Genomic DNA, 13,617 nt, shown 5'->3' with positions numbered 1-13,617 from the left:
TGGCAGGCCGCCATCGCAGGCAAGCCGGCTCCTACAATTTGAACTGTGTGCATCAGCAGGAGATTGGTCGGCTCGTAGGCCGCCTTCGCTGGCAGGCCAGCTCCCACAGGGATTGGGGGCAACCTGGAGCTTAGGTCGGCTGTCAGGCCGCCATCACTGTCAGGCCAGTTCTCACAGAAGAGCAAAAGCAAAGTTGCGCACACCCGCCGCCGCTCTTCACCACTCAACAGGCCGAGCGTTAGCTCGCCTGCAGATTTTGATCTTGATCCACCGGCCCCTTCGGGAGGCTGAGTGGAGGTGTTCATCCGGGGGGTAGGCGCGCAGCGCCGTTCGACGAAGTCGAACACATCGAGAGGAGGTCGAAGCGAAGCCGACCGGAGGCGATGCCCCCGGATGGACACCGGAGCGAAGGAACACCGAGCCTAAGCGAGGGGCCGGACGCTGGGGCAAGCATTTTTGGTTACTTTTAAGGCGTTTGTTAAAAGTGACTCGCCGTAAGGGCGAAACCATAAGCCGCCGTTACCGCAGCAACGGATATGTACTCATTCAGTTGAGGGATTGCCCTCAACCATAGAATCTCCCACAGTTGAACCGGGCACAACTGGAAGGGATTGGTTGGCTGAGTCCCACAGTTGAGATCGCAACCTGCCGCAACGTTGCGGCAGGCTGCGATTCTTTGCGCTTAGCCCCCCTTATTCACACCGTATCCACCTTCAACGAATGATCATTGAGCATGCCGTTGATGATGGTCGCGGTATCCGCCCCGGCCACCACTCCACCTGCCCCCGGCGTCACGCCGTAGTAGCTGGCCAGGTTGACGCCGGTCAGGTCGATGGTCTGGTTCGACGCGGCGCCGGCCATGGCGCTGACATCGATACTGGTGGTCACGGCTGCGCCGCTGCCAGTGACCGTGAAGTGCAGATAGTCATCCAGCGAGGCCGATGTGCCGTTCTCCCCTTGCAGCAGTTGCGACAGGTCGAGCTTATCGGTGCCAGGGGTGAAGTCGGCGATGACGTCATGGCCGCTGTTGCCCTTGAGCCACTGGAAGGTATCTGCCCCGGCCCCACCGGACAGGCTATTGTTGCCCAGACCACCAATCAGCAGGTCATCGCCACCGCCGCCACTGAGCACATCGTTGCCCAGGCCTCCGGTAATCACGTTGTTACTGTTATTGCCGGTCAGGGTGTCATTGAAGTTGGAACCGGCAAGGTTTTCGATACCCGTCAGGATGTCTGTACCCGCGCCGAGCGTATTTTGCGCAACAAGCGTACCGAGGTTCACCGTCACGGCGGCGGTGGCATGGGCATAGCTGGCAGTGTCGCTGCCGGTTCCGCCGTCGAGTATGTCGTTGCCCGGGCCGCTGTAGAGCAAGTCGTTGCCGGCATCGCCGTGCATTTCATTGTTGCCCGAGCCGCCGGTCAGCACATCGTTGCCGTCCCCGGCATTGATGATATTGGTGCCAGTGCCCGCCACCAGCACGTCATCTCCACCGGTGCCAGTGAGCGTCTGGCCTTCCTGATAGCTGATGGTCACAGCCGCACTGTCACTGCCGCCGTGGCTGTCGTTGGCGGTGTAAGTGCCGTGATAGTCCGGGGTGGTCTGGGCTCCGGCGTAGTTGACTGTCATGGTCAATACATAGTTTTCGGCATCGTTGACACCACTACCACTCGAGCCATTGGGCGTATTGATGAGATGGATCTGGTAGATCCCATCCGCAGCCGCGGTAATGGTCTGGCCGTCGGCGATGCCAATGTAGCTCCCGCCGTCGATCGAATACTCCATGCCGATCTGCCCGGTCGCCTGGTCGTGATTCAGGTTGAGAGTTTCGCCCTTCTTCAGGTGGACGGTGATGCGGTCTTCATCGTTGGCATTAGAGCCGGAGATCTGGCCAAGGTAACCGGTGACCAACAATACCGCCGTCATGGTCGAGCCATTGACCTTGAAAGAATTGCGCACATTGGCGAGGTTCTGGTTGAGCGGGTTATTGGCGTTGCTGCCAGTGAAAGAGACAGCACCGGAGCCCGTGAAGTCCGCGCCTTTGGCTTTCCATCCGGTGTCGAAGCTGGTTGGCGATGCATTGAGCGGGTCGCCATTGGCGTCGGTGTCGTTGGCCAGCAGCAGTTCACCCGGCACCACGATGTTGCCCGACAGCACGTTGGTGATGATGTTATCGTCCATCGCCACAGGTGGTGCGTTAGGAATCACTTTGATGGTCAGGTTCGAGCTGGCGAAATCGCCGTCATTGTCGCTGACGGTGTAACCGATGTTCTCGGTGAGCACTACCGATGTGGTTTTCTGCGAGATGTAGGTGTAGTCGCCGGTGTCGAGGTTGATCAGCAAGGTGCCGCTGTTGTTGGTAGCGATACTGAGGGAGTTGCTTGCGGTAATGAAGGTGCCGTTGTTGGCGCCGCCGCTGAAACTCAGGGAGCCCTGATTGCTGTTACCGTGCGGGTCATAGGTGTACGTGGTGCCGTCCACCGTGATGGTCTTGATGAAACCACCGTCGGCACCGAATGTACCGCCCTGGCCCAGCAGCGAACCGGTGACCGGCGCGCCGACCACGGTACCGGACAGTACCGAGTTGAGCTGATTGAGGTCGGTGACCACCACGCCATTGGTATTGGTGTGGCTGATGCCGTCATAGGACAGCGGATCAAGGTTGGCGTTGCTCACGCCGCTGCCCAGGCCGATCGCGTAGTTCTTGATGTTGTTGGCATCGAGGAAGGTTTTGAGCGAGGCCTCGTCAGTGGTGCCAATCTCCTGTCCGCTGGTGGGTTTGCCGTCGGAGAAGAAGTAGCCGACGTTCTGCGCTCCGGTGAGCTTGCCCGAGGTGTTGAACGCCGTTTTCATCATCGCCACGGCCGCGTCGTAGTTGGTACCGCCGTCCGCTATGAGGCCGGCGAGCAGCGATTTGGCGGTTGCCACATCGGTCCACACCGAAGTCCTGTCAGTGGCGCTGCTGCTGAAGGTGACGAGCTGCACTTTCACATCGCCGAGGTCGTCGTACTTGTCGAGCAAGGCGCTGATCGCCTGCTTGGCCAGGGCCAGCCGCGACAGGCCCGGTACGCCGGAAGGGTCGACCATACTGCCGGAGACATCGAGCACGATCAGCAGATTGGAGTCGATCTCCACCGCCGTCACCGAACGATCCGAAGCCACTGCCTTGGGCACGTCGTCGACGATGTTGACCACTATGGTGCTGGTGGTGCTGTTGCCTGCCGCATCGGTGGCTTTGTAGGTGAAACTTTCGCTGAGGGTATTTGGGCCGTCGTTGGCGTTTGGCGAAGTGCTCGCTGGTTTGGTCAGGGTGTAGGTGTAGCTGCCGTCGGCGTTGAGCAGGATTTGCCCGTAACTGCCGGTTGCGCTGCCGACCAGGGTATAGGTGATCGCCCCGCTGGCACCGGTGACCGAGCCAACCAGCGTGCCGGACGCGGTTTCCCCAGTGTTGCCCGGATCGCTGCCGATGACTGTGCCGGCCGCCAGGTCCAGGCCGCCCTTGCTCAGGTCCAGGGCTTTTTCGTAAACGGTCACGTCAGTGTCCACAACGGCTTTGATATTGCTGTTGGCAACATCGATGGTGATGGTGGTGGTGCTTTCGTCGCCGTCACCGTCACGAATGGTGTATGTGAAGGTATCCGTAGCCCCCGCAGCCCCGACCGAGTTCGGGTTGCTGTGATAGACCGCGTTACCCGCCGCATCCAGCGTCAAGTAACCGTAAGTACCGTTGATGTTGCTGTTGAGTCCACCTATGGCTGATGTCGAGGTGTTGGCGCCGGCACGCACGCCGACCACCGCTCCACTGGCAGCAGCGCCGTCTGCACCGGTGGCGTCGTTGAGCAACACGTTGCTGCTGACGATATTACCTTCGATTACCGAGCTCGTGTCGGCTTTGGCCAGCGGCAAGTCGTCGACGATGTTGACGTTGATCTGCCCGGTTGCACTGTCGCCGTCGGTGTCGGTAGCGACGACGCTGAAGTTCTCTACGACGCTGTTGGCGCCGTTGGCGTTCGGGTGGGTTTCGTTATCGACCAGGGTGTAGCTGTAGCTGATCACGCCCGTGGCCGGGTTGTAACCGGTGATGGTCAGGGTGCTGCCCAACGACGACGCTGTTGGCGCCGTTGGCGTTCGGGTGGGTTTCGTTATCGACCAGGGTGTAGCTGTAGCTGATCACGCCCGTGGCCGGGTTGTAACCGGTGATGGTCAGGGTGCTGCCCAACGGGGTAGGTGCCGATTGCGGGAAGCCCGCCGCCACGCCGTTCCGCTCTGGGTCAGCGCCGAGGTGGCTGGGTTGCTGCCGTCGCTGAGGTTTTTCTCGTAGACGGTCAGTTCTCCGCCATAGACGTTMAGGCCGTCGAGAGTGACGGTGTCGTCGTTGTTGTGGATCTGCAGCACCAAGTTGGCGGTGCTGGTGTCGCCGTCCGCGTCGGTGATGGTGTATTGGAAGCTTTCACTGCCATCACCGCCGCCGTGCAGGGCTTTGAAGTCGGCGTCAGTGGTGTTCAGGGTGTAGGTGTAGGTGCCGTTGGCATTCAACACCAGGGTGCCGTAGGTACCGGCGAAGGTGCCGGGGGTGATCGGGCCGGCGTTTTCGCCAGTCGGTACGCGGTCGGCGCCCTGTACGTCGTTGGTCAGCACATTGCCACTAAGGCTCAGCAGGGATTCAGAGGCGGTGCCGTTGCTGTCGTTTACGCCCTTCGGCAGGTCGTCGACGATGTTGACGTTGATCTGCCCGGTCGCACTGTCGCCATCGGTGTCGGTGGCGACGACGCTGAAGTTCTCGACGACGCTGTTGGCGCCGTTGGCGTTCGGGTGGGTTTCGTTATCGACCAGGGTGTAGCTGTAGCTGATCACGCCCGTGGCCGGGTTGTAACCGGTGATGCACGGTGAAAGTGCCGCTCTGGGTCAGCGCCGAGGTGGCTGGGTTGCTGCCGTCGCTGAGGTTTTTCTCGTAGACGGTCAGTTCTCCGCCATAGACGTTCAGGCCGTCGAGGGTCACGGTATCGTCGTTGTTGTGGATCTGCAGCACCAGGTTGGCGGTGCTGGTGTCGCCGTCCGCGTCGGTGATGGTGTATTGGAAGGTCTCGCTGCCGTCACCACCGCCGTGCAGGGCTTTGAAGTCGGCGTCCGTGGTGTTGAGGGTGTAGGTGTAGGTGCCGTTGGCATTGAGTACCAGGGTGCCGTAAGTGCCGTTGAAGGTGCCGGGGGTGATCGGGCCGGCGTTTTCGCCAGTCGGTACGCGGTCGGCGCCCTGTACGTCGTTGGTCAGCACATTGCCACTGAGGCTCAGCAGGGATTCAGAGGCGGTGCCGTTGCTGTCGTTTACGCCCTTCGGCAGGTCGTCCACAACGTTGACGTCGAGACTGGCATTGCCGGTGGTGCCGTTGTCATCGACCACGGTCACGGCGAATTGCTCGGACAAGGTGTTGGCGCCGTTGGCCGTTGGATGCGCTTCGTTATCGGTGAGGGTGTAGCTGTAACTGACCACGCCGGTAGTGGCATTGAACCCGGTGATGGTCAGGGTGCTGCCCAAAGGCGTAGTGGTCGACTGCGGGAAGCCCGCCGCCACGCCATTGGTGACCACGGCAATACCGCCCACCGTCAGGGTCGTCACACCGTCCAGCGCTGTGATGGTAAAGGTGCCGTTCTGGGTCAGGGCATTGGTATCCGGTGCACTGCCGTCACCAAGGTTTTTCTCGAAGACGGTGAGTTCGCCACCGGCAACGTCCAGGCCGCCGATGGTCACGGTGTCGTCGTTGTTGTGGATCTGCAGCACCAGGTTGGCGGTGCTGGTATCCCCGTCTGCGTCGGTAATGGTGTACTGGAAGGTCTCGCTGCCGTCACCGCCGCCGTGCAGTGCTTTGAAGTCGGCGTCAGTGGTGTTCAGGGTGTAGGTGTAAGTGCCGTTAGCATTGAGCACCAGGGTGCCGTAAGTGCCGTTGAAGGTGCCGGGGGTAATCGGTCCAGTGTTCTCACCGACAGATACGCGGTCAGCGCCCTGCACGTCGTTGCTCAGCACATTGCCATTGAGGGTCAGCAANTCACCGACAGATACGCGGTCAGCGCCCTGCACGTCGTTGCTCAGCACATTGCCATTGAGGGTCAGCAAGGTCTCCGAGGCGGTACTCGCATTGCTGTCATTCACCCCGGCAGGCAGGTCGTCGACAACGTTGACATCGAGGCTGGCGTTGGCAGTGGTGCCATTGTCGTCTACCACTGTCACGGCGAATTGCTCGGACAACGTGTTGGCGCCGTTGGCGGTTGGGTGCGCTTCGTTATCGGTCAGGGTGTAGCTGTAGCTGACCACGCCGGTGGTGGCATTGAACCCGGTGATGGTCAGGGTGCTACCCAACGGGGTGACTGCCGATTGCGGGAAGCCCGCCGCCACGCCATTGGTGACCACGGCAATGCCACCCACCGTCAGGGTCGTCACACCGTCCAGCGCTGTGATGGTAAAGGTGCCGTTCTGGGTCAGGGCATTGGTATCCGATGCACTGCCGTCACCAAGGTTTTTCTCGAAGACGGTGAGTTCGGCACCGGCAACGTCCAGGCCGCCGATGGTCACGGTGTCGTCGTTGTTGTGGATCTGCAGCACCAGGTTGGCGGTGCTGGTGTCGCCGTCCGCGTCGGTGATGGTGTACTGGAAGCTTTCGCTGCCGTCACCGCCGCCGTGCAGTGCTTTGAAGTCGGCGTCAGTGGTTTTCAGGGTGTAGGTGTAAGTGCCGTTGGCATTCAACACCAGGGTGCCATAAGTACCGTTAAAGGTGCCGGGGGTAATCGGTCCAGTGTTCTCACCGACAGATACGCGGTCAGCGCCCTGCACGTCGTTGCTCAGCACATTGCCATTGAGGGTCAGCAANAAAGGTGCCGGGGGTAATCGGTCCAGTGTTCTCACCGACAGATACGCGGTCAGCGCCCTGCACGTCGTTGCTCAGCACATTGCCATTGAGGGTCAGCAAGGTCTCCGAGGCGGTACTCGCATTGCTGTCGTTCACCCCGGCAGGCAGGTCGTCGACAACGTTGACATCGAGGCTGGCGTTGGCGGTGGTGCCGTTGTCATCGACCACGGTCACGGCGAATTGCTCGGACAGGGTGTTGGCGCCGTTGGCCGTTGGGTGCGCTTCGTTATCTGTGAGGGTGTAGCTGTAGCTGACCACGCCGGTAGTGGCATTGAACCCGGTGATGGTCAGGGTGCTGCCCAATGGAGTGACCGCTGATTGCGGGAAGCCCGCCGCCACGCCATTGGTGACCACGGCAATGCCGCCCACCGTGAGGGTCGTCACACCGTCCAGTGCGATGATAGTGAACGTTCCGTTCTGGGTCAGGGCGCTGGTATCTGTAGCGCTGCCGTCGCCAAGGTTTTTCTCGAAGACGGTGAGTTCGCCACCGGCAACGTTCAGGCCGCCGATGGTCACCGTGTCATCGTTGTTCTGGATCTGCAGCACCAGGTTGGCGGTGCTGGTGTCGCCGTCCGCGTCGGTGATGGTGTATTGGAAGGTCTCGCTGCCATCACCGCCGCCGTGCAGGGCTTTGAAGTCGGCGTCCGTGGTGTTGAGGGTGTAGGTGTAAGTACCGTTGGCATTCAACACCAGGGTGCCGTAAGTGCCGTTGAAGGTGCCGGGGCTGATCGGGCCGGCGTTTTCGCCAGTCGGTACGCGGTCGGCGCCCTGTACGTCGTTGGTCAGCACATTGCCGTTGAGGGTCAGCAGGGATTCCGAGGCAGTACTCGCATTGCTGTCGTTCACCCCGGCAGGCAGGTCGTCCACAACGTTGACGTCGAGACTGGCATTGGCGGTGGTGCCGTTGTCATCGACCACGGTCACGGCGAATTGCTCGGACAGCGTGTTGGCGCCGTTGGCCGTTGGATGCGCTTCGTTATCGGTGAGGGTGTAGCTGTAGCTGACCACGCCGGTAGTGGCATTGAACCCGGTGATGGTCAGGGTGCTCCCCAACGGAGTGACCGCTGATTGCGGGAAGCCCGCCGCCACGCCGTTGGTGACCACGGCAATGCCGCCCACCGTGAGGGTCGTTACACCGTCCAGTGCGGTGATAGTGAACGTGCCGTTCTGGGTCAGGGCATTGGTATCCGGTGTACTGCCGTCACCGAGGTTTTTCTCGAAGACCGTCAACTCGCCACCGGCGACGTCCAGACCACCGATAGTCACGGTGTCGTCGTTGTTGTGGATCTGCAGCACCAGATTGGCGGTGCTGGTATCCCCGTCCGCGTCGGTCAGGGTGTAGCTGAAGGTCTCGGTGCCGTCACCGCCGCCGTGCAAGGCTTTGAAATCAGCGTCAGTGGTGTTCAGGGTGTAGGTGTACGTGCCGTTGGCGTTGAGCACCAGGGTGCCGTAGGTACCATTGAAAGTGCCGGGAGTGATCGGTCCGGAGTTTTCACCGACAGGTACGCGGTCAGCGCCCTGCACATCGTTGGTCAGCACGTTGCCGTTGAGGGTCAGCAGGGTTTCAGTGGCGATACCATTGCTGTCGTCGATCGCCTGGGGCACGTCGTCGGTGATGATGACGTCCAGCGATCCTGTGGCCGTATCGCCATCGCTGTCGACGGCTACTGCGGTGAAATGTTCGCTGACGGTGTTGGAGCCATCACCGTTGGCATGACTTTCTCTGCCGTTGAGGGTGTAGCTGTAACTGACCACACCGGTGGCCGGGTCGTAACCGGTGATGGTCAGCGTGCTGCCCAATGGCGTGGTGATCGACTGCGGGAAGCCGGCGGGTACGCCACCACTGATCACGTTGATCCCACTAATGTTCAGACTGCTCAGCCCGTCTGGGGCGGTGATGGTGAAGGTGTCGCTTTTGGTCAGCGCCCCGAGATTCCTCGCCGAACCACCGTCCAGGTTGGCTTCATTGACAATGGCGTTGCGCTCGATGTTCTGCACCGTGAGCCCGTCGAGGGTTACCGGGTTATCCTCAACCACTGGCGGCAGCAGTGTCGTGTCATCCGCCAGGAGGTCGTTATCCGGGTCCCCGGCCAGGCGCTCCAGGGTTATCTCCGGAATGCCATTGAAACCGGCGGTAGGAAAACCGAGAGTCGGATCAACCCTGCCACCCACTTCTTCGAGCATCACAAAACTATGACCACCGCCCTGTGCACCACCCGGTGTCCCGCTCGGTGTTCCGGTTGGCCCGGCTGCAGTGGCTTCAGCAGTTTGGGTCGGGTCATCACCGGCCGCAATGGCTTTTTGCAGTTGCTCGACATCAGTCAGTTGCGCCTCGCTGGGCGTCACTGCTTCCGGCGTCTGCACATGTGGCGTCTGGTTCGCGAGCAACTGGGGCGTCATCTGCAGGCTACTGCCACGACCGAGCGTCAGCTCCTGGCCATTTTGCAGATGCACTGCCACCGCGCCTTCAGCGCCAGTGTTCAGTTGATCACCAGCGAACAATCGGTCGCCCTCGACCAAAGCGCGCCGCGTGCCATCGCTCGCCACGGCGAATACCTGACCAATGACCTTACTGACGATTCCGATGAGCGTAGCCATGTGCACTTCCTCCGCTGCCAACCGCTGTCGGCATCCTGTTTGTGCGAAAAACGTGCTCATGGCTCAAACGGGAGACTGGTGGATTCTCCAGGGTGCCGGTTACCTGACGTAAACCGGGGCCCTGGCGACAATCGCGCCCAGCCGGTCACTCACCGATGACGTCTGCGGTTCGGGAAAAATCCCATGCAATCAATGGGATCTGATCCAGTCCGCGACAGTTCGTCTGCGAGCAAAGCGTAACGATCTTGAACCACTTAAGTGACAAAAAACCGTCACCAATAGATCGACGCGTCCCTCCCCTCTAGCAGTTCTCCGCCCTCTGTCGATAAGTGGATTGGAACTTTCCTTAAACCCTCGATGAGCGCCCTAAAGCTCATAAATCAAAGGCTTTCGTATTGAACAATGTGCTGGATTTTACGGAGCGCATAAGTTTTTTTTGGCATAAGCCTTATGAAAAATATTTCTTAGCTATGCTCTAGAATGTTCTTAGCTGTGTTGTTACAAGCATGAAACGGTTTTACCTATAAATGTCGTCAAATATTTGGCGACTCAGAAAGCGCCATCAGTTATCAGGGAGATGCACCCATGCGCCTTTTAACCCCCCTCTGCAGCGCGGTTCTTTTGGCCATGGCCTGCACGAACCAGGCTCACGCCATGTCGTTGACCGACGCGATCCAGAGCACCATCGCGACCCATCCGGAACTCGCCTCACGGGTCGACGGCCGTCTGTCGGCCGACGAAGACGTGAAAGTCGCCAAGGGGGGCTTTTATCCGTCAGTAGACCTGAATGCCGGCTACGGGCGCGGCTACAGCGATAACACCAATACCCGGGCACTTGGCAATCACCACACCGAAATTCTCAATTACACCCAGTCGGAACTGCGCCTGCGGCAAATGCTCTTCGACGGGTTCAATACCGCCAACGAAGTCGAGCGCACCAAAGGCGTGGTCAACTCCCGGGCCTATTACGCTCAGGGTACCGCCCAGGATCTGGCGCTGCGCACCACCGAGGTCTATCTGGAAGTGCTCAAGCGTCGTGAACTGGTGACCCTGGCCACGAACAACCTGCAGGCGCATTTGCGGGTCAACGATCAGATCGGCCTGCGTACCCAGCGCGGTGTGGGCAGCAACGCCGACGCCGACCAGTCCACCGCCCGTCGGGCGTTGGCGGAAAACAACCTCGACACCGCTCAGGTCGATCTGGCCGACGCCGAGTCGAATTTCTACAGCGTCGTGGGACGCTTGCCGGATGAACTCGAAGTCCCGCCCTCGATCCGCGGCGAGCTGCCAGGCTCCCTGCCGGAAGCCCAGCAGAGCATGGTTGAAAACAACCCATACCTGAAATCCGCCCAGGCCGACGTGCAATCCGCCGAGAGCCAGTACGAAGTCGCCAAGTCGCCATTCTATCCGCGCTTCGACGCCGAGGCCGCAGTGGGCGCAAACAACAACATCGGGGGCGAAGAAGGCCATGACAACGAATGGCGGGTCGGCGTGGTAATGAACTACAACCTGTTCCGCGGCGGCAGCGACAAGGCACGCCTGGCTTCCGACGCGCACAAGATCAACCAGGCCATGGACATCCGCAACAATGCCCTGCGCCAACTCAACGAAAACATTCACCTGGCCTGGAACGCCATGGTCAACGCCAAGAAGCAAACCCCGACCGCCCGCGAATACGCCGATACCAGTAAGCGCGTGCGCGTGGCGTACCAGGATCAGTTCGGCCTCGGCCAACGGACCCTGCTCGACCTGCTGGACAGTGAAAACGAGCTTTACAACGCCAACCGTCGCTACACAGAAGTGCGCTACACCGAAGAGTATTCGATGTACCGTGTACTGGCGAACATGGGCCAGTTGCTGAGCAAGCAACGGGTGGTACTGCCCGCCGATGCGATTGCCCAGACCGAAGTGAAGAACGAAGCCCGCTTGCCTGAAATGAAGTAGTCCACGGAGCGATCAATGTGACCAGCATGGAACCCGGCAACACCGGTGTCGATCCGCGCCTGAGCTTCGATGATCCGCTTCTGGATGGCCTGCTGATCCTCTGCAAACTCCACGGCGCGACGGTCAGTCGCGCCAGCCTGAGTGCCGGGCTGCCAATGGCACACCAACGCCTGAGCCTGGAGCTGCTGCCACGCGCAGCAGCCCGGGCTGGTTTGCAGGCGCGTTTACTGCGTCGCGACCTCAAAGACATCTCCCCGCTCAACCTGCCCGTGCTCCTGTTGCTCAACAACGGTCGTACCGCGGTATTGCGCCGTTACGGCGAAGATGGCCAGGTACTGATCCTGCCCAGCGAGGCCGACGGTGGCGAACAGTGGATAAGCCCCGAGGAACTCGCCACAAACTACAGTGGCCAGGCCTTGTTCGCCCGGCCACGCCATGAACTCGAAGACCTGCGCTCGCCTCTGGTGCCGCGGGTCCAGGCCTGGTTCCGCGATACGCTGAAACTGTCGAAATGGCTGTACAGTGACGCGATCCTGGCAAGTTTCCTGATCAACCTGCTGGGCCTGATGGTGCCGCTGTTCGTGATGCAGACCTACGACCGCGTGGTGCCCAACCAGGCCACCTCGACCTTGTGGGTCCTGGCCATCGGCCTGCTGATCGGCACCGCTTTCGAACTGGTGCTGCGGGTGGTGCGCGCGCATTTGCTCGACACTGCCGGCAAGAAAACCGACGTGATCCTGTCGGCGACCCTGTTCGAGCGCATCACCGGCATGGCGATGAAAGCCCGGCCGGCCACCATCGGCGGATTCGCCCAGAGCATTCATGACTTCCAGGGCCTGCGCGAATTTCTCACCGCCGTGACCCTCACCAGCCTGATCGACCTGCCCTTCGCCCTGCTGATGCTGGTGGTGATCGGCTTGCTCGGCGGCTGGCTGGTGGTGATCCCGGTGCTGGCGTTTCCGATCACCATCATCTTCGCCATGGTGATTCAGGCGCGCCTGCGCGACACGGTACAGAAAAGCCTCAGCCTCGGCGCCGAACGCCAGGCGCTACTGATTGAAACCCTCAGCGGCCTGGAAACCCTCAAGGCTTGCAGCGCTGAAAGCGAGCGCCAGCACAAATGGGAAAGCACCCACGGCGCCCTCACCCGCCTCGACAGCCACGCCCGTAATCTCTCGGCCCTGGCGACCAACGGCACGCTGTTCATCCAGCAGTTCTCCGGCATGGCAACCATCGTCGCCGGGGTCTACAGCATTATCGCCGGCAACCTCAGCGTCGGCGCGCTGGTGGCGACCTACATGCTCGGCAGTCGGGTACTTTCGCCCCTGGGGCAGATCGCCGGACTGATCACGCGCTACCAGCAAGCACAACTGACCATGAAGAGCACCGACGCGTTGATGGGCCTGCCCCAGGAGCGCGACGCCAGACAACGGCCACTGGAGCGCACGCAACTGCAAGGCGGGCTGGATGTCGTTGGCGTGACCTTCCACTACAATGGCCAGAGCGCTCCGGCGCTGGGCAATGTCAGTTTCAGCGTCAAACCCGGCGAACGTATCGGCATCATCGGGCGCAGCGGCTCCGGCAAAAGCACCCTGGCCCGCCTGGTAATGGGTTTCTACGAACCGGATGAAGGCCAACTGCTGCTCGATGGCCTGGACCTGCGGCAACTGGACGTCGCCGACCTGCGCCATCAGATCGGCTATGTCGCCCATGACCTTCCGCTGCTGGCCGGCAGCCTGCGCGACAACCTGACCCTCGGTGCGCGCTACATCAGCGATGCACGCATGCTCGAAGTCGCGGAACTCACCGGCGTCACTGAACTGGCCCGGCAACACCCGCAGGGCTTCGACCGGCCCGTGGGCGAGCGCGGACAACTGCTGTCCGGCGGCCAGCGTCAGGCGGTATTGCTGGCCCGGGCATTGTTGCTCGACCCGCCGATCATGCTGCTCGATGAACCCACCAGCGCCATGGACAACAGCAGCGAAGACGTCCTGCGGCAAAAACTCCACGGCTGGGTGCAGGGCAAAACCATCCTGCTGGTCACGCACCGCACCTCGATGCTCAGCCTGGTAGATCGGTTGGTGGTGCTGGACAACGGAAGGATCGTCGCCGACGGGCCGAAAGAATCGGTCATCGATGCACTGCGCAAGGGCCGCGTCGGCTCTGCGGCTGTCTAGGA

6 protein-coding genes and 1 pseudogene are annotated in these 13,617 nt (G+C 60.9%); 2 read left to right on the top strand and 5 right to left on the bottom strand.

The genetic code is table 11. From position 1 onward, the window contains the following. Positions 1-696 precede the first annotated feature (696 nt). The 5 genes and pseudogenes from ASE98_RS27730 to ASE98_RS27185 all read right to left on the bottom strand — a co-directional run. Positions 697-4,098 (bottom strand): beta strand repeat-containing protein, encoded by a 3,402-nt coding sequence (locus tag ASE98_RS27730; RefSeq protein ID WP_442962704.1) that lies wholly within the window; start codon positions 4,096-4,098, stop codon positions 697-699. Positions 4,099-4,200: 102 nt separating this feature from the next. Then, entirely contained in the window at positions 4,201-4,851 is a 651-nt protein-coding gene (locus ASE98_RS27725) for an Ig-like domain-containing protein (protein WP_442962703.1), read from the bottom strand. Beyond that, positions 4,820-6,001: a VCBS domain-containing protein gene (locus ASE98_RS27720; RefSeq protein ID WP_442962705.1), complete on the bottom strand. Its 1,182-nt coding sequence runs from the start codon at positions 5,999-6,001 to the stop codon at positions 4,820-4,822. The genes ASE98_RS27725 and ASE98_RS27720 overlap by 32 nt, the downstream gene beginning before the upstream one ends. 37 nt (positions 6,002-6,038) lie before the next feature. Continuing rightward, a pseudogene (locus ASE98_RS27190) lies at positions 6,039-6,856 on the bottom strand (VCBS domain-containing protein); the annotation flags it as partial. 1 nt (position 6,857) lies between these two features. Beyond that, positions 6,858-9,494, bottom strand: a 2,637-nt coding sequence (locus ASE98_RS27185; protein ID WP_156465493.1) for a retention module-containing protein, incomplete at its 3' end; no start/stop codon positions are given. Between the two features lie 585 nt (positions 9,495-10,079). On the opposite strand from ASE98_RS27185, the gene ASE98_RS10660 reads away from it, so the two are divergent. After that, complete coding sequence (locus ASE98_RS10660) at positions 10,080-11,438, top strand: TolC family outer membrane protein (protein ID WP_060541331.1); 1,359 nt, start codon at positions 10,080-10,082, stop codon at positions 11,436-11,438. A 17-nt stretch (positions 11,439-11,455) separates the two neighbouring features. After that, positions 11,456-13,615, top strand: a complete 2,160-nt coding sequence (locus ASE98_RS10655; protein WP_060541330.1) for a type I secretion system permease/ATPase — start codon at positions 11,456-11,458, stop codon at positions 13,613-13,615. Positions 13,616-13,617: the final 2 nt, after the last annotated feature.

Origin of the sequence: Pseudomonas sp. Leaf48, from assembly GCF_001421885.1 — a bacterium.
GTDB lineage: Bacteria > Pseudomonadota > Gammaproteobacteria > Pseudomonadales > Pseudomonadaceae > Aquipseudomonas.
The sequence above is the reverse complement of the archived record's forward strand: the minus strand, read 5'-3'. Positions and strand labels throughout refer to the sequence as shown.